At 39.2% G+C, this 16,402-nt stretch carries 29 protein-coding genes; 24 read left to right on the forward strand and 5 right to left on the reverse strand.

All coding sequences use genetic code 11. The features are described from left to right. Position 1: 1 nt before the first annotated feature. From AMDU4_RS01410 to AMDU4_RS01525, 24 genes are read left to right on the forward strand one after another with little or no spacing between them, the layout of a single operon-like run. Entirely contained in the window at positions 2-631 is a 630-nt protein-coding gene (locus tag AMDU4_RS01410; protein ID WP_290703873.1) for a 30S ribosomal protein S3, read from the forward strand. Beyond that, positions 615-812 carry a 50S ribosomal protein L29 gene (gene rpmC, locus AMDU4_RS01415; RefSeq protein ID WP_021786215.1) on the forward strand — a complete coding sequence of 66 codons (198 nt, stop codon included), beginning with the start codon at positions 615-617 and terminating at the stop codon, positions 810-812. The genes AMDU4_RS01410 and rpmC overlap by 17 nt, the downstream gene beginning before the upstream one ends. Beyond that, positions 809-1,108 carry a stress response translation initiation inhibitor YciH gene (gene yciH, locus AMDU4_RS01420; RefSeq protein ID WP_021786216.1) on the forward strand — a complete coding sequence of 100 codons (300 nt, stop codon included), beginning with the start codon at positions 809-811 and terminating at the stop codon, positions 1,106-1,108. Before rpmC ends, yciH begins: the two co-directional genes overlap by 4 nt. Further along, positions 1,105-1,404, forward strand: coding sequence for a ribonuclease P protein subunit (locus AMDU4_RS01425; RefSeq protein WP_021786217.1), 300 nt, complete (start codon positions 1,105-1,107; stop codon positions 1,402-1,404). The genes yciH and AMDU4_RS01425 overlap by 4 nt, the downstream gene beginning before the upstream one ends. After that, on the forward strand, positions 1,401-1,721 hold the full coding sequence (locus tag AMDU4_RS01430; protein WP_021786218.1) for a 30S ribosomal protein S17: 321 nt from the start codon (positions 1,401-1,403) through the stop codon (positions 1,719-1,721). The genes AMDU4_RS01425 and AMDU4_RS01430 overlap by 4 nt, the downstream gene beginning before the upstream one ends. Then, complete coding sequence (gene rpl14p, locus AMDU4_RS01435) at positions 1,722-2,120, forward strand: 50S ribosomal protein L14 (RefSeq protein WP_021786219.1); 399 nt, start codon at positions 1,722-1,724, stop codon at positions 2,118-2,120. 12 nt (positions 2,121-2,132) lie between these two features. Next, complete coding sequence (rplX, locus tag AMDU4_RS01440; RefSeq protein ID WP_021786220.1) at positions 2,133-2,627, forward strand: 50S ribosomal protein L24; 495 nt, start codon at positions 2,133-2,135, stop codon at positions 2,625-2,627. Then, positions 2,617-3,333 carry a 30S ribosomal protein S4e gene (locus AMDU4_RS01445; protein WP_290703876.1) on the forward strand — a complete coding sequence of 239 codons (717 nt, stop codon included), beginning with the start codon at positions 2,617-2,619 and terminating at the stop codon, positions 3,331-3,333. The genes rplX and AMDU4_RS01445 overlap by 11 nt, the downstream gene beginning before the upstream one ends. Further along, the gene (locus AMDU4_RS01450) at positions 3,323-3,850 is read left to right on the forward strand and encodes a 50S ribosomal protein L5 (RefSeq protein ID WP_021786222.1); all 528 of its coding nucleotides are present in this window, start codon (positions 3,323-3,325) and stop codon (positions 3,848-3,850) included. The genes AMDU4_RS01445 and AMDU4_RS01450 overlap by 11 nt, the downstream gene beginning before the upstream one ends. 5 nt (positions 3,851-3,855) lie before the next feature. Then, positions 3,856-4,014 carry a 30S ribosomal protein S14 gene (locus AMDU4_RS01455; protein ID WP_009887178.1) on the forward strand — a complete coding sequence of 53 codons (159 nt, stop codon included), beginning with the start codon at positions 3,856-3,858 and terminating at the stop codon, positions 4,012-4,014. Between the two features lie 10 nt (positions 4,015-4,024). Continuing rightward, positions 4,025-4,414 (forward strand): 30S ribosomal protein S8, encoded by a 390-nt coding sequence (locus tag AMDU4_RS01460; RefSeq protein WP_021786223.1) that lies wholly within the window; start codon positions 4,025-4,027, stop codon positions 4,412-4,414. A 12-nt stretch (positions 4,415-4,426) separates the two neighbouring features. Beyond that, positions 4,427-4,972, forward strand: a complete 546-nt coding sequence (locus AMDU4_RS01465; RefSeq protein ID WP_021786224.1) for a 50S ribosomal protein L6 — start codon at positions 4,427-4,429, stop codon at positions 4,970-4,972. Beyond that, on the forward strand, positions 4,962-5,366 hold the full coding sequence (locus tag AMDU4_RS01470) for a 50S ribosomal protein L32e (RefSeq protein ID WP_021786225.1): 405 nt from the start codon (positions 4,962-4,964) through the stop codon (positions 5,364-5,366). The genes AMDU4_RS01465 and AMDU4_RS01470 overlap by 11 nt, the downstream gene beginning before the upstream one ends. Beyond that, complete coding sequence (locus AMDU4_RS01475; protein WP_021786226.1) at positions 5,363-5,839, forward strand: 50S ribosomal protein L19e; 477 nt, start codon at positions 5,363-5,365, stop codon at positions 5,837-5,839. Before AMDU4_RS01470 ends, AMDU4_RS01475 begins: the two co-directional genes overlap by 4 nt. After that, positions 5,817-6,290, forward strand: coding sequence for a 50S ribosomal protein L18 (locus AMDU4_RS01480; protein WP_021786227.1), 474 nt, complete (start codon positions 5,817-5,819; stop codon positions 6,288-6,290). The genes AMDU4_RS01475 and AMDU4_RS01480 overlap by 23 nt, the downstream gene beginning before the upstream one ends. A gap of 2 nt (positions 6,291-6,292) precedes the next feature. Continuing rightward, the gene (locus AMDU4_RS01485) at positions 6,293-6,958 is read left to right on the forward strand and encodes a 30S ribosomal protein S5 (RefSeq protein ID WP_021786228.1); all 666 of its coding nucleotides are present in this window, start codon (positions 6,293-6,295) and stop codon (positions 6,956-6,958) included. Continuing rightward, positions 6,936-7,430, forward strand: a complete 495-nt coding sequence (locus tag AMDU4_RS01490) for a 50S ribosomal protein L30 (protein ID WP_021786229.1) — start codon at positions 6,936-6,938, stop codon at positions 7,428-7,430. Before AMDU4_RS01485 ends, AMDU4_RS01490 begins: the two co-directional genes overlap by 23 nt. After that, positions 7,411-7,818 (forward strand): uL15m family ribosomal protein, encoded by a 408-nt coding sequence (locus tag AMDU4_RS01495; RefSeq protein WP_021786230.1) that lies wholly within the window; start codon positions 7,411-7,413, stop codon positions 7,816-7,818. The genes AMDU4_RS01490 and AMDU4_RS01495 overlap by 20 nt, the downstream gene beginning before the upstream one ends. Then, complete coding sequence (secY, locus tag AMDU4_RS01500; protein WP_021786231.1) at positions 7,811-9,571, forward strand: preprotein translocase subunit SecY; 1,761 nt, start codon at positions 7,811-7,813, stop codon at positions 9,569-9,571. The genes AMDU4_RS01495 and secY overlap by 8 nt, the downstream gene beginning before the upstream one ends. Before the next feature lie 2 nt (positions 9,572-9,573). After that, positions 9,574-10,116: an adenylate kinase gene (locus tag AMDU4_RS01505; RefSeq protein WP_021786232.1), complete on the forward strand. Its 543-nt coding sequence runs from the start codon at positions 9,574-9,576 to the stop codon at positions 10,114-10,116. A gap of 1 nt (position 10,117) precedes the next feature. After that, the gene (locus tag AMDU4_RS01510; RefSeq protein ID WP_021786233.1) at positions 10,118-10,807 is read left to right on the forward strand and encodes a DUF106 domain-containing protein; all 690 of its coding nucleotides are present in this window, start codon (positions 10,118-10,120) and stop codon (positions 10,805-10,807) included. Further along, positions 10,804-11,325, forward strand: coding sequence for a (d)CMP kinase (gene cmk / locus AMDU4_RS01515; protein ID WP_021786234.1), 522 nt, complete (start codon positions 10,804-10,806; stop codon positions 11,323-11,325). The genes AMDU4_RS01510 and cmk overlap by 4 nt, the downstream gene beginning before the upstream one ends. Positions 11,326-11,373: 48 nt before the next feature. Next, a complete protein-coding gene (locus tag AMDU4_RS01520) occupies positions 11,374-12,429 on the forward strand; it encodes an RNA-guided pseudouridylation complex pseudouridine synthase subunit Cbf5 (RefSeq protein ID WP_021786235.1) in 1,056 nt (351 codons plus the stop codon). 28 nt (positions 12,430-12,457) lie between these two features. After that, positions 12,458-13,030, forward strand: coding sequence for a Nop56p-related protein (locus tag AMDU4_RS01525; protein WP_021786236.1), 573 nt, complete (start codon positions 12,458-12,460; stop codon positions 13,028-13,030). Here AMDU4_RS01525 and purF read toward each other — a convergent pair. From purF to AMDU4_RS01550, 5 genes are all read right to left on the reverse strand, one after another. After that, positions 13,027-14,424: an amidophosphoribosyltransferase gene (purF, locus tag AMDU4_RS01530; protein WP_021786237.1), complete on the reverse strand. Its 1,398-nt coding sequence runs from the start codon at positions 14,422-14,424 to the stop codon at positions 13,027-13,029. The two genes, AMDU4_RS01525 and purF, sit on opposite strands and share 4 nt — an antisense overlap. Then, entirely contained in the window at positions 14,372-14,536 is a 165-nt protein-coding gene (locus AMDU4_RS01535; protein ID WP_290703879.1) for a 50S ribosomal protein L37e, read from the reverse strand. The genes purF and AMDU4_RS01535 overlap by 53 nt, the downstream gene beginning before the upstream one ends. 1 nt (position 14,537) lies before the next feature. Continuing rightward, positions 14,538-14,792 carry an LSM domain-containing protein gene (locus AMDU4_RS01540; protein WP_021786238.1) on the reverse strand — a complete coding sequence of 85 codons (255 nt, stop codon included), beginning with the start codon at positions 14,790-14,792 and terminating at the stop codon, positions 14,538-14,540. A 95-nt stretch (positions 14,793-14,887) separates the two neighbouring features. Next, positions 14,888-15,337 (reverse strand): phosphate-starvation-inducible PsiE family protein, encoded by a 450-nt coding sequence (locus AMDU4_RS01545; protein ID WP_290703882.1) that lies wholly within the window; start codon positions 15,335-15,337, stop codon positions 14,888-14,890. Positions 15,338-15,372: 35 nt separating this feature from the next. Beyond that, positions 15,373-16,350 carry a class I SAM-dependent methyltransferase family protein gene (locus AMDU4_RS01550; RefSeq protein ID WP_021786240.1) on the reverse strand — a complete coding sequence of 326 codons (978 nt, stop codon included), beginning with the start codon at positions 16,348-16,350 and terminating at the stop codon, positions 15,373-15,375. Positions 16,351-16,402: the final 52 nt, after the last annotated feature.

A 16,402-nucleotide genomic window follows, 5' to 3' on the forward strand; every position in this document is an offset into this window, starting at 1 on the left:
ACTGCTGGTTATGGAGTACCTGCAGGCAGAGAATGATAGTGCTGGATTTGGTGGAATGGAAATGAAGAGAACTCCATTTGGAACCAATATAACGCTGTTTGTCAACAGACCCGGTCTTGTTATAGGAAGGCACGGATCCAAGATAAAAGCCATGACATCGACTCTTGAGACCAAATATGGCCTGGAATCACCCCAGATAGAGGTAAAGGAAGTGGATAATCCAGATCTTAACCCTCAGGTCATTTCCAAGAAAATAGCACTGTCACTGGAAAAGGGATGGAATTATAGGAAAGCCGGAAATACTACATTGAGGAGAATAATTGACCAGCATGCAAGGGGAGTATTGATCAGAATAGGAGGAAAAATATCCGGAGAAAGGGCAAGGACCCAGAAATTTATGTTCGGGGAAATTAAATATTCTGGCGAGCCTGCAAGGGCAGGAGTCATAACTGGATATTCAGTTGCAATGCTCAAAACCGGTGCCATAGGAATATACGTAAGGCTGCTAAGGCAGGATTACCGCCTCCCTGATGAAATATCAATTAAAACGGAAGTGAAAATACCTGTCCCTGATAAAAAGCCCGCGAAAGAAGAAAGTAAAGAGGTAGAGGAAAATGGAACTAAAAGCTAAGGAATTGAGGCAGATGTCCGATGAGGAGCTAAATGAGAAACTTAAATCCTTAAAGGAATCGCTGTTAAAAGAGAGATCTGCCATAGCCATGGGTGGTGCTCCGGCAAGCCCTGGTACTATGCACTCGATAAAAAAGCAGATAGCCAGGATACTAACAATTATGGAGGAAAAAATAGAATGAAAGATAAAGATTTCACAGGAATGCCAAAAGAACTTCAACCATGGGAAGGGTTCAACCGTGACAGCGAACTTGTAAAAATCAGTGTAGATAAAAGAAGATATGGAAAATTGGTAACAGTTATAGATGGCATTGATCCCAAAACAGAAAACATAAATGAAATAGCCAAGGCACTAAAGAAGAAAGCTGCTTCAGGTGGAACAGTTAAAGATGGTAAAAGCATAGAATTGCAGGGCGATCATAGAGATGTCATGAAGAAAGAACTGGAAAGCATGGGATTCAAGGTGCAGATGGCATGAATGCAAATGAAATCTATTTAATAGAATTAATTGGTAGAAACGTAATGGTAAAAAATTCACATAACATTAAAAATATTGGTATTAAGGGCAAATTAATAGATGAGACAAGGAATATGATGGTCATAGACACCGGGGTTAAAAGATGTAGCATCCCAAAAGAGGGTACCTTATTTGGAGTAAACTTCGAAGGTATCTATTACAATATCCATGGGGATGCCATATTAACAAAGCCTGAAGATAGAACAAAGGAGAAAAGAAAAATATATAAAAAATTGAGGGGGATTGAATCGAGATGAATAACATAGGAATAGAAGTGAAACCACCTGAAAAAGAATGCAATGACATAAATTGCCCGTTTCATGGTGAACTTCCTGTTCATGGCCAGATACTTACAGGGAAGGTTGTTTCAGTCAAGATGAAACGCAGTGTTGTAATAAGGAGGGAAGCCAAGATATATATTAAAAAATATGAGAGATATATCACCAAATATACAAAATATCATGCTCACCTGCCTGACTGCATAGATGTGAAAGTTGGCGACAGTGTCAGAGCTGCTGAATGCAGAAAACTGGCAAAAACCATCGACTTTGTCGTAATTGAGAAGGTGAACTAAATGAAAGGTATTTCAGGAAACGAATCAAGGGGCTTGCCCCTGGGGGCCGTCATTCCATGCGCGGATAATACTGGAGCAAAAGTAATTAGCCTTATTGGTGTAAAAGATTTGCATACCGTAGCCAGAAGAATACCGGCCGCAGGTGTTGGCGATCTATTTATAGCCAGTGTAAGGAAGGGGACACCGGAGATGCGTGCAAAGGTCGTATATGCTGTTGTTGTCAGGCAGAGAAGGCCATACAGAAGGGCCGATGGCAATATTATAGAGTTTGAAGACAATGCTGCAGTGCTTGTGACACCTGAAGGAGAGGTAAGAGGATCTGAAATTAAGGGTCCCGTTGCCAGGGAAGCCGCAGAAAGATGGCCAAGAATTGCTGCAATAGCATCAACTATTGTGTGAGGTGATAAGATTATGTTAAATACAAAAATAAATGTGTCTCTTAATAGTGAACTGAGAAAAAAATACGGAGCACGCCGCTTTCCTGTAGTGGGAGGAGATATAGTAAAAATCGTATCAGGGTCCAGAAAAGGTGAAGGTGGAAAGGTAATAGGCGTTAGCCATAAGACCAAGAAAATATCTATAGAAGGAATTACAATCGCAAAATCCGATGGAAAACAGGTTGCGTACTATATAGACCATAGCAATCTGGTAATTACAAAACTGGACCTCTCAATAGAGGGAAGGTATAACAAAATTAAAGAAATAACGGCCAGGAAAAATCTTCCCGTACCAGAACCGGAGAAACCGGCGGAGTCGGAAGCAACACCGGTGGAAACAGAGGAGATTGGTGAGGAAGAAAACAGTGGAGAAACCATTGACCTGCCGCAGAACGAAGAAGAATCTGAGGAAGTCGATGCAGACCCTGAAGATATAAATGAAGAAGAGGATGATGATAATGAAAACTAAAATAATGATGGCTTCGAGAAAACTGAAAATTCCCAGAAAGACAAATTTCTGGTCAGTTACTCCGACTCCAGCCACACACAGAAAGCAGGACTCCATCCCTATGCTTATCTTATTGAGAGATTATCTTAAACTGGGAGATAAGGAAAGGGAAATAACCAGGATACTGAACAATAATATGGTGAAGGTGGATGGCAGGATAGTAAAGGACAGAAGATTTCCTGTAGGATTCATGGACGTATTGTCTATTGATACGCTGGAAGATGAATATATTGTTGTCTATGACAGGAAAGGAAAACTTGTTGCCCGTATAAATTCACCGGAAAACAAAGGATTTAAGCTGTTTAAGGTAGTTAAAAAGACCGTTGTGGGAACAGGCAAAATACAGCTAGGTTTTCACGATGGAAAAACTATAGTTACCGATAGAAAAGATGTAAACACGTCGGATGTACTGTTAATGAAAATACCAGATCTTGAAATAGTAAATGTCCTGAAGATAGCTGATGGGGATAAGGTATTAATTACAGGCGGATCCCATGTGGGGGAGCTGGCCACTATAAAATCTATTGAGGTAAAGAAATCTTCAGTAAATAATATGGTTCATCTGAATGAGGGCTTTTCCACAATTAAGGATTACATATTTGTTGTTGGGACACCAAAATATACCTTTAAAACTCCAGAATCAGGGGTGAGTATAAATGATGAGTAAAACCGAGAACCCCATGAGAAAAATTACTATAGACAAGGTAGTAATAAACATTGGTGTTGGGGCTGCTGGTGAAAGACTTACAAAGGCTGCTAAGGTTATAGAGCTTTTAACACACCATAAACCTGTAATAACAAGTGCCAGAAAAACTATCCGTGACTTCAATATAAGGAAAGGCCTAAACATAGGGGTAAAGGTTACGCTCAGAAAGGACGATGCGTATAAATTCCTGAAGGAAGCCTTTTACGCAAAGGATTATAAAATCCCTGTCTATTCATTCGACAAACAGGGCAATGCCTATTTCGGTATAACGGATTATACAGACTTTAAGGGAATGAAATACGATCCGGATATAGGTATATTCGGAATGGATATAGCTATAGTCCTTAAAAGAGCTGGTGGATACAGGCTACCACGCAGAAGGATTAAAAGCAAAGGAATACCTAAAAGCATAGGCATATCGAAGGAGGAAACAATTAATTTCCTTGAAGAGAATTTCAACGCTCAAATTGTGAGGTAATATCAATGCAGGTAAAATTACAACCAAAAAAGAATTTTGGCCATTCTCAGGGATGCGTCAGATGTGGAAGAAAAAGAGGTCTAGTAAGGAGATACGGTATCAGAATGTGCAGGCAATGTTTCAGGGAAACGGCTGAGAAGATCGGTTTCCGCAAGTACAGTTGAGGTGATATTGATGAAAAGTGATCCGTTAAATGATGTTATAAATACCATAAAGATGGCTTCCAGGATTGGAGAAAATGAGATAACTATAAGCCCTGCATCAAGAATCATAGGACGTGTCCTGAAAGTAATGCAGGATTACAACTACATAAAGAGCTTCGAGGTCATAGAGGAAGAAAGGGGTGGCAAGTTCAATGTTGTCCTTAGCGATACAATAAATAACTGTGGTGTAATAAAGCCGAGGCTATCTGTTACCAGGTCCAGCATGGGAAGATATGAATCAAGATACCTGCCCGCGCAGGATTTTGGCATAATAATACTCACCACTACAAAGGGTGTAATGAGCCACCTTGAGGCCAGAAAATTCGGTATAGGTGGTAAATTACTGGCCTATGTTTACTGAGAGGTGGAAAGAATGGTAAATTGGAAAGATAAAATGGAACTAAAAATACCAGAAGGGATAACCGTTGACATTAATGGCACTGTTATTAATGTGAAAGGGAAGCTTGGAGAAACTTCAAGGAACTTCAGGGATAAATACGTAAAGGTATACAAGAAGGAAGATTCTATAGTAATAGCTGTTAGCAAAGAAAATAAATTTACTAACGGAATTATTGGAACATGGTATTCTGAATTAAGCTTAGTTTTCCACGGCGTGACAAATGGGTTTAAGTATGAAATGAAAATTGACTTTACCCATTTCCCCATGAGGGTTTCAGTACGTGGAAATCAATTGTATGTTGAAAATTTCCTCGGCGGCAAAGACCCCAGAATAGCAAAGATAAAGAACTGCAAGGTTTCTGTCAAGGGTGACCGTGTTATAATAGAAGGCATTGACAAGAGAGATATGGGAGATACAGCTGCAAATATAGAACGTGCAACTTATATAAAGCACTTCGATGCCAGAGTTTTCCAGGATGGAATATACCTGTTGAAGGGGGTGAACCCAGATGAGCTATAAACCCCTGTTAACAAAGGAACAGAAAATATTATTAAAAAAGAAAAATGAAATAAACCGGAGGAGAGTAGAATTCCACAGGCAGGAGTGGTTCAGATATAAAAAATTTGATGATTCCTGGAGAAGGCCAAGAGGAAAGCATTCAAAACTGAGAACACATCTGGGCTATAGACCGCCTGTTGTCAGCCCAGGATATAGAACACCACGCGCCGTAAGGGGACTTCATCCATCAGGATTCAGGGAAGTCCTTGTACATAACGTAAAGGAATTAGCAAAAATAAACCCGGATTTTGAAGGTGCAAGAATAGCTTCAACTGTGGGGTATAGGAAGAGAATTGACATAGAAGCTGAAGCCGATAATCTTGGCATACATGTATTTAATAAGGTGGTAAAATGAAAATGTCCAGCGTTAAGGAGATATCAGCGGACGAACTTAAGGTCGGAGTATCCAGAGTCTGGATAGACACAAATAATCTGGACAAGGTTCTAGATGCAACCTCAAGAGAAGATATAAGGAAATTGATAGGCCTTAACATAATACAGAGAAGAGATAAGAAAAACCATTCAAATCAGAGATTAAAGAAGAGGATCAATCAGCTGAGCAAAGGAAGAAGAAGAGGTCCTGGTTCAGTCAGGGGAACAAAATATGCCAGATACCCGAGGAAGAGGAGATGGATAAGCACTATCAGGGCTTTGAGAGATGAACTTAAAACTCTGAAAGAAAAGGAGGCAATAGATAGAGCCACATACCGCAAATATTACAGAACCATTAAAAGCGGATCCTTCTCATCTAGAGCTCAACTGGTATCCCATCTTAAAACAGAATCATTGATAAAGGAGGATAAAAATGAAAACAACACCAGTTCTTAAACGAAGGAGTTTAGGCATAACCGATTACCAAAAAAGATACAGATTACTAAAATCTGATATAACACGTGCAGTTGTCAGGCCCACCAACAAGGGCATGGTCATTGAGTTCGTTGATTATAATCCGTCCGGTGATATTGTAAGAGTCACAGTTACAGATAAGTCTCTGCAAAAAGAATACGGGGTATATGGCAATAATATTCAGTCCATGTACCTGGCCGGATACCTTGCAGGCAAAAAGGCTTCTGAAAAGGGAATAAAATCTGCTATACTTGATACAGGAAGATATAAATTCATCCATGGGGGAAGACTGGCTGCAGCGTTAAAAGGGATAGTGGATTCAGGGATTGAAATACCTGCTGATGAGAGTGTTTTTCCTGACGAATCAAGAATAAATGGAAAACACCTTAAGCACAAGGTAGATATTTCGAAATACGTTAAAAAAGGTGAATAAATATGGATGAAGAATGGATTCCCAAAACAGAATTAGGAAGACTTGTTGCAAACAACGAGATTAACAGTATAGGGGAGGCCCTGCATACAAAACTTCCTCTGCAGGAGTACCAGATAGTTGATTATCTTATTCCTGATTTGCAGGATGAAGTAATAAACATAGAAAGAGCACAGAGAATGACCGATTCCGGAAGGAGAATGAACTATTCCATTACTGCAGTTGTGGGCAACGGAAACGGATACATAGGCATAGGCAGAGGCAAAGCTAAAGAGGCTGCGCCCGCAATAAGGAAGGCCATAAACAACGCTAAAACCAATATTATAGAAATCAAAAGAGGATGCGGTTCATGGGAATGTGGATGTGGAAGGCCACATTCTCTTCCATTTGAGATCATTGGAAAATCTGGTTCAGTTGTAGTTAAATTAAAGCCAGCGCCCCAGGGGGTTGGTCTTGCAGTCGGAGATGTCGTGAAAATCATACTTAAAATGGCTGGAATAGAAGATGCATGGGGATTTGCATCAGGTCATACAAAAACAACCGTAAATTATGCTCTGGCGACATTTGATGCACTTAAGAAAACTATTTCCATGAAGATGAACTCAAAGATCAATCTGACAACACCCATATATGTAGGAGGGATAGAACATGATAGCAATAATAAGGATTAGAGGGAGCACTGGCATAAAACCATTCGCTGAAAAAACAGCTGAATTACTGAATCTTAACAGGATAAACCATATGGTTCTTTTTCCGGAATCCGATAGCATAAACGGTATGCTGAGCAGGGTCAAAGATTATGTGACATGGGGAGAGATTGACACAGAGACCTTAGAGCTCCTACTTAAGGATAGGGTTTTATTGAAGGGGAGAAAGAAACTAACAGAGGATTACATAAAGTCATTAGGTTATTCTTCCATTAGCGAACTTGCAACGGCATTATCCGAAAATAAGATAAAAATTAAGGATTTGGAGGATGTAAAACCGGTAATAAGGCTTAACCCGCCAAAGGGTGGCTATGAGGCGATTCAAAAACCCTTCCACCAGAAGGGATCTGCAGGTTACAGGGGAAGCAAGATTAATAACCTGATAAGGCGTATGATTGTTCCGGGGGTAGATTTAAATGGTAAGGACAAAAACTAAGAAATTGAGGGGAGGCCATTATGGCAGAGGCATGAAATCCGGTAGAGGAAAAGGAAAGAGAGGAGGCAGTGGTATGGCTGGACTCGGTGGCCACAGGAAAATTTGGCTAATCCTTCACGATAAGGAACATTATGGCGTTCATGGATTTACAAGCCATTCAATGACATATGAAAACCCCATAACACTCAATCAACTTAATGACAGGTATGAGGATTTGAAGGCGAATGGATATGTTGAAAAGGGCATAATAGATTTGGAAAGTGCTGGATATACAAAATTACTGGGAAGTGGCAACTTTGAAGTTAAATGTAAAATAAAGATTCCAAAGGCTACCGAAAAAACTATTAAGAAGCTTTCCAATTATGGTATCACGATAGAAAATGACTGAGATTCAAAGAAATAAGGGAGCTGCCATTCCTGTAATATTCATATTCGCGCTTTTTATTACAGTATTTTATTACTTTTCTCACTATACTGGACTAAAATTATTCATACTGGGCCTGTTATCATCCCCGCTTTTTATTATAGCATATTTGTTATTGAGCTACAAAGGTCCGAAGAAGAGCAAGCTATACGGTTTAGAAAATTTTACGGCCAAACTTCCTGCAATTAAGAAGGCAAAGGGCCATGTCCCTTTCAAATACAAATTAATGTGGACTGCCGTGGTTGTATTGATATACTTTGCATTAACAAATATTTACATATATGGACTAAACACATCAAAGACTGTGGATGTTTTTGCCTCATTCAGGGCAATATTCGCAGGTGCATCAGGATCATTGATGGATCTTGGCATAGGCCCAATAGTTACAGCGAGTATAGTAATGCAGCTGTTTGCAGGAGCAAAAATATTCAACCTGGATTTAAGTGACTCAAGTGACAAGGCCATTTACCAGGGTTTCCAGAAACTTCTGGTCATAATAATGATATTTGTTGAGGCCATACCTCAGGCTTTCGGATTCCTTGTTCCGGATTCAACACTTGTATCAAATATAGCACATGTTGTCCCAGGATACGGAGAATTTCTGGCTCAATCAATAATTATACTGCAATTATTCTTCGGTTCATATCTCGTATTCCTCATGGATGAGGTTGTATCAAAGTATGGAATCGGTTCTGGAATTTCACTGTTCATAGCGGCAGGAGTATCGCAGCAATTATTTACAGGAACATTTAACTGGATACCAACCACGATAACATCGCCACTGTCTCTTTCAAATCCTCCTGCAGGAGCAATACCCAAAGCACTGTACCTTTTCATGAATGCACCAGGATCATACCTGACAAATGCTGGAATGGAACAGATACTGTTTGCCCAGCCAAATCCTATGATAGCTCTTATTGGAACATTGCTTATATTCTTTATAGTGGCCTATTTCCAGAGCAGTAAGATAGAGTTGCCCATAGCACATGAACGTGTGAGGGGTGCAAGAGGCAGATATCCCCTGCAGCTATTATACGCATCAAATATACCAGTTATACTGGCAACGGCACTACTTGCAAACATATCCATGTGGACTCTATTATTCTGGCATAGTCCGGTACTGAGTAAGATTCCTATACTGGGTCACAGCCATCTGCTGGGTTCATACCCCAGTGCAGCCCAGATCTCCTCTCTTGGGATATCTTCTACAACTCCCACCGGAGGTCTAGCGTTTTATCTCTATACACCCAATGGGTTATCTGACTGGCTATTCCCCATATTGCAACCATCGGTATCCCAAAGTGTGTTATTGGGCCATACATCTTTAGAGGAATTAATACATATCGTTGTATTTATGGCGTTTATTGTTGGATTCAGTATTTTGTTTGCAAAGTTCTGGATTGAGACAACAAATATGGGTGCCGATGCCGTGGCAAAGCAGATACGTTCAAGCGGCATGCAGATTCCTGGATTCAGAAGAGACCCACGTATAATGGCTAAGGTACTGAGCAAGTACATACCGGCTATAACCATTTTCAGTGGCGCCATAGTAGGAATACTTGCAGGGGGAGCAGATCTTATAGGTACGGTTGGTGATACAAGCGGAACCGGATTGTTACTTGCAGTAGGAATTGTAATCCAATTCTATGAAGCGATGGGGAGAGAGCAGCTAATGGAAATGCATCCCCTGATAAGGCAGTTCTTTAGTGGTGGATAAACATGAGAGCAGTAATTTCAGGAATACCTGGGGTAGGAAAATCTACTATACTGACTATGGTTTCAAAGAAATCCCAATATGAAATAATCAATTTTGGATCACTTATGTTCGATATGGCAAAGGAGCTTGACCTGGTTAAAACCAGAGACGATATCCGGAAGCTCGAAGTGGACACACAGAGAAATCTTCAGAAAGCGACATCGAATAAACTGGGGAAAATGGATAATATAATCATAGATACACATATGTCAATAAAGTCTCCAGCAGGTTATCTCCCCGGGCTTCCTGCATGGGTACTCACTGAACTTATGGTATCTTCCTATTTTCTCATAGAATCAACTCCCGAGGAAATAATGCGCCGTCGTGAGAATGATCCTACTCGAAGCAGGGATGAGGATACACTTAAGGACATAGATGAGCACCAGCAGGTAAACAGGTACTATGCAGTTGCCTACTCTGTATATTCCGGTGCCACAATAAAGTATATATACAATCCTGACAATCATCCAGAGATAGCAGCAGAGAATATATTAATGGGGTTATAAGATGCAGCAGACAAACAATAGACCGGCACAGAATCCACAGATGACCAAATTCATGATGATAGAGTTCATCTTCATGTTTGCAGGTCTCGGATTAATATTCATTATCAGTGATCCCAAGATCAGGAATCCACTGGGGCACTATTTAAACTATGTTTTTATGCCCCTACTGGGCTTTAATTACCAGCTTCCGATTCTCACCCTGATGTTGACCGGGATCATACTTGGCCTTATATCTTCCATACCAAGGTACTTTTTCACCGACTGGCTTAAGATGGGCAAAACACAGCTGATCAGCAAGGCATATTCAAAAGCCATGAGGGAAGCATACAGGTCTGGAGATCGGGCAAGGCAGCAGAAATTACAGAAACTTTCCATGCAGAGGCAGATGGACCAGGCAGCACTTTCAATGAACACCATGAAGCCTCTTATGGTAACCGAGATATTCTTCTTTCTAATATTCATATGGCTATATGTCTTTATGTTGACTATCCATTACCAGTATGTTTCAATGCCATGGGATTTAAATCTTAACATAGTTACTACAAAATTATATATCATGCCATTATGGATGGCTCTGTACACACTTGGCAACCTGGCTGTAGGGTATTTTGTAACCATGATTATGAAGTATGTGGACTTTACATATAAAATACGTAAATTGGATGATGATAATGCAGTGCGTTCCATATGATATTCACAATTAGTGGGGAGTCAGGATCAGGCAAAACGACTGTGGGGAATTTATTAGCCTCTAGGTTGAACTATAAATTTTTTTCCGGAGGATATTTTTTCAGACAAAAGGCAGAAGAATACAATATGGATCTTATTGAATTCAGTGCCTATGCAGAAAAACACCCGGAAATAGATAGACAGGAAGATGACATGATTGTTGATTTTATGAGAAAAAATGACAATATAGTGCTTGAATCACGATTGTCCGGCCTTATGGCATATAAAAATAACATAAATTCCATAAAAATATATCTTAATACAAGTTTAGCCACAAGAATTGACAGATTATCCAGCAGAGATAAAAATACGGAGCCAAAACAGGTTATTTCCCGGGCAAGATCTGAATTCTTGAGGTATATGATGTTCTACGGAATGGATTACAGGGTTTTTACATACTATGACTATATAATCGATACTGATTTTACCTCCCCTGAAAATATTGTTGAAAATATAATAAAGCTTTATCAAAAATTATGACATTGCAAAAACAAAGGTTAAAATCAGATTTATGATAGACCATAAACTATGTATGCTTCAAATTCAGATCAGAAGGAAATAAACGGTTTTATTGTGATAGATAAGCCGAAGGGACCAACAAGCCACCAGATAGATGCATGGGTCCGGGAAATAACAGGAGAAAAAAGGGTGGGCCATATTGGCACTTTAGATCCTAATGTTTCGGGAGTCCTGGTAATGGCCCTGGGAAAGGGAACGAAACTTATAGATATAGTACACGAAAAGCCAAAGGAATATATCTCAGTTATGCGGCTTTATTCTCCTGCAGATTCGGATACAATAATGAATGTATTTAAGGAATTCACCGGAAGGATTTATCAACTTCCACCTGTAAGGTCTGCTGTATCCAGGCAGGTAAGGGAAAGGACAATATATAAGATGGATGTCATGGAAATAAATGACAAACTGATACTCTTTAAGGTTAAGTGTGAGTCAGGTACCTATATAAGGACTCTATGCACGGACATGGGTTATGTAATCGGCACTGGTGCACAGATGGCAGATTTGAGAAGGCTTTCCACAGGAGATTTTAATGAATCACATATACACACATTGCAGGAACTGAGCGATTCCATGATTCTAAAAAAACATGGAGACACATCCAGGTTTGACAGTTTATTGATACCCATGGACTTTGTCTTCGCCAATGAACCAAAGGTTATAGTTAAAAATACCGCAATAAAAAATATAATAAATGGTTCAGATATATATCCTGCCGGGATCAAGGCTCTGGTAGGCAATATACAGAAGGGACGCCGTGTTGCCATATATACAGATAACAACGATCTACTGGCTTACGGCACAATGCTTGTTGATAAATTGAACGATCTCAAGGCAGTGGATCTTGATGGAATATTGAGTGATAAATATGGAGAAAATAACGTGGTACGGAAAAGTAATAAACAGAAAAATATACCTGTACAAAAACCTGGAAAAAAACTACATGAACATATTCGAGAGCCTGCGGGAAGGAATAATACCGGAAACGGAAAACACATGTTCAGAAAAAATCCCGGATTTAAGGGAACTCCTTCTAAAATTCGAAAAGGAAAGAATAAATTCTGAATTTTCCCATGACCAGTATATTATAAAAATGTACTCCGTTAAGAAGGAACTGGAAGAAATTATAAATCTTTATCTGGAAAAACTGGTTTCAATATACACACTCCTGGATATAAAGTACAGCAATGATCCATGCATGTATTTCTTCAAGCTCAAGAATGCGGGTTTGCATGATATTGATAATGCGGCAGCAGAAATGGGAAGCAGAATGTGTAAATTCTGGGAATATCTTAATAGCTATCTAGGGAATGAGATAGGAAAATATATGCCAAATACCGTATCATTAATAGGGAGTACTCTTGCGCTGGACTTTCTGCTTAAGGCGGGAAGCCTTGAAAACCTTGTGAAATATCCTTCCAGCACACTCCAGATACTGGGAGCAGAAAAGGCTTTTTTCAACCATATGAGAAAGGGAACGCCACCACCCAAGCATGGAATTTTATTTAACTATCCGGGGCTTTCAGCACTACCTCCAAAACAGAGGGGAAAAGTGGCGAGAACCATAGCAAATAAAATGGCAATTACACTAAAAATGGATTATTTTAATACCCGTGGGAATTTAGATGGAATGATTGCTGAAATTAAAAAGAGAATGATTGTTTAAGTATAGTTGGGTTTTGCGCCCTCTGGTATATGGTCGGGATATTTGCCTGTAAGGCATCCCAGGCATAATTCATTCATGCCAATGCTTTCCTTTAATCCCTCTATTGACACATATCCCAGGGAATCAGCGCCTATTTCTTCCCTTATTTCCTCTACTGATCTACCATTTGCAATGAAATCATCCTTTGTTTTCATGTCCACGCCAAAATAGCAAGGCGCAACTATTGGTGGAGAACCTACACGGACATGTACCTCTGTGGCTCCGTCCTTTCTCAACATTCCTATGATATACCTCATTGTATTGCCCCTTACTATACTGTCATCAACAAGTACAATCTTCTTTTCATTAATGGCAGATTTAATGGTATTTAATTTGATTTTTATGGCCTCATATCTTGATTTCTGGTCTGGAAGTATAAATGTACGGTCAGAATACCTGTTTTTAATCAATCCCTCACTGTAAAGAATTTTGGAATAAACAGAATAGCCTAGTGCCTGTGATCGCCCTGAATCTGGCACGGGAACAACCACATCTGCATTTACTGGATGTTCCATGGCAAGTTTCACTCCAATGTTATATCTCACATCAAAAACTTCTTTTTTATCAATTATGCTGTCCGGCCTGGCAAAGTACACATATTCAAACATGCAATGAGATTTTTGGTGTTCTATTGTAAAGATGCTTCTGTACCCTGTTTCTTTTATTTCTACCAGTTCTCCCGGCTTTATATCCCTAATTACCTTTCCTGACACTGTATCAATTGCCGCACTCTCTGAGGCTACTATATACCCGTCATTATTCTTTCCCATTATGAGTGGCCTGAAACCGAATGGATCCCTGAGCGCATACAGTGTATCATTTATGAGCAATGCAAGCGCATATGCACCCTTAATTTCCAGCATCGCTTTTTTTATTCCATCTCTGATTCCATATTTATTTATCTCACTTACCATCTCAGTTAGCATTACTTCAGTGTCACTGGAACTGTAAAATATATAACCTTTTTCTTTGAGCCTTTCCCTGAGATCATGGGCGTTGGTGATTTCACCGTTATGTGAAACTCCTATATATCCTATGGAAGATGATATAACAAACGGGCCAGCATTCTCAATACCCTTTGACCCTGCAGTGGAATACCTGTTATGGCCTATTCCAATTCTCCCTTCTAAAAATTCATCCCTGAATACCTCAGATACAAGCCCCATTCCCTTCTTAATATGAATTTTTCCATCGAACGTTGCTATACCTGAACTTTCCTGGCCTCTATGTTGCAGCGCCCTCAGTGAAAAAATTATGTTGGTAAATGCATTGTTGCCTATGTAACCGGCAACAGCGCACTCCTCACTTGGCTTTTGCCCAGTTGTAATGTCTAATTCTGGGTGAGGGGAATCCACAGTAAGAACACCTTTTTTCTCTCAAATTATAGCTGTTATGGCCGCATCTTCTGCATCTTATGTGAACTTTTTTATTATTTGCCTTTCCCATTGATGATGTTCCATTACTCACTTTATTCACCTCCTGACGGCGACACGAATATTATGTTATCCCCGCGCAGCAGCATCATACTGAACGTCCCTCTGCTCTCATTGTTTATTGTTTCAACAGCATTTTTTAGTACAAGATTCATGTATATATCGTAACCTTCCAGCACACCAGAATATGTCCTGTTTCCCTTGACATCAATCATGATGTTTTTCTCAAGTGAATTTTTTAATGTTTCCATGGGTTTTGGAACATAACTTGATCTATTATTATTAACCATTTATTATCACCGTTCTAATGGATGTATCATTATCCTAAATGGTGATTAGAAAATAATATAATAACTTTTATGATTTATACAGAAACAAAAAGATCTTACTGGGATTTTTTGCTTGCACCTGATAGTATCAGTAGATATCTGGAAACAGCCAGTGCAAGTATAAGTATTGAAAAACTGATAACCTCATAGGCATTAACAACATTGAAAATACGGGCAGCAAAAATGGTCAATATGATTTCCCTTGCAGTAAAAGATATGGCTGCATTTATTATATATATAATGGTATCGCCCTCTCCCTGGAAAAAATCCACTATACTTTCATAAATCTCGAATATTACCACAGCCAGAAGAGAATCCTCTACGATTACATCAATAAAAGAATAAATATATGTTTCCAGTGAAGGTGGCGAATTTACAGCCCCCAGAATGGCATAATAAATTCCTATAAACATATGTAGCATAACCGCGGCAAAGGCGGCGAGAAGCAGTATTCGGAGCAAAAGTGAGACGACGTCTATAAATCTTATATCCAGCTGTTTTGCCATTGAATCGTATAATTTCACGCCATATTAATATTTCTTTACAATATACTAATTACAGTGAAAGTTGAATTGATATGCAGATAATTGGGACCAACGGATTTAACTCTTTCACTTCTGGTGCATGTAAGGATATAACCTAATTTTCTTGCCATATCTATTATATTATATACTGCTTTATCCAGGTCCCGGGTTGTTGCAAGATAATGCATAGAAATTCTTGTTCCATTCTGGGATCTTATAAGTGAAGAAACCAGAAAGTGCAAGGAATTAAAGTTGCCCATAATTATGTAGTCAGCACTGACTGAGGGAAGTACGACTCTTGAATCGCCGGTGAATAGAGTAACGGGGGTCTGTATCCTGTTAACAATCAAATTTTTTTTAAGGTAATATATAGAATCCGGATTAATATCACACATTATCATATTCACTGGCCTGCTGTTCTTTAGAACCTGCAGTGAGAAATACCCTATGCCGCTGAACATATCAAGTACTACAAGTCCTGTAAAGTCCATGTATTTCATTTTACTCCTGGTGTTTATGTTTCCAGGAGAAAACATGACTTTTTGTAAATCCAGAATGTAAGTAATTCCAGACTCCCTTATCCTTGTCTCACAACCCTTTCCATATAATAATTTAAGAGTGGGTTTTCTTTTAACGCCCTGGATTTTTCCAGCTTCCACGTATATATTGTCTATCATCATTTCTCCTGCATATTCCCGGGCAATTTTTGTACTGATCTTATCCTTGAATATTAATGAATTTCCCAGCCTGATATATGATAAATTTCTATTTTTAATCCCCATTCTTGCAAGGTTTTTTCTGATTTTTGCAGAAGTATCCATTCTTGGCCTAAAATCATGGGTAACTGATCCGGCTACTGTCCTCACAAGAGGTATATACACATAATTTTCATCCTGTTCAATACAGTAATTCCGGTCAAGCAATCCATTCGCTCTGGTTTGTTTTATGACCGCATCAGCAGATAATTTATCAGATACGATGCAATTTTTTTCCATTGACAGTAAATTAAACCATATAATTTAATGTTTATAAACATTAACCAAATCG

Source organism: Ferroplasma sp. Type II (assembly GCF_000496155.1).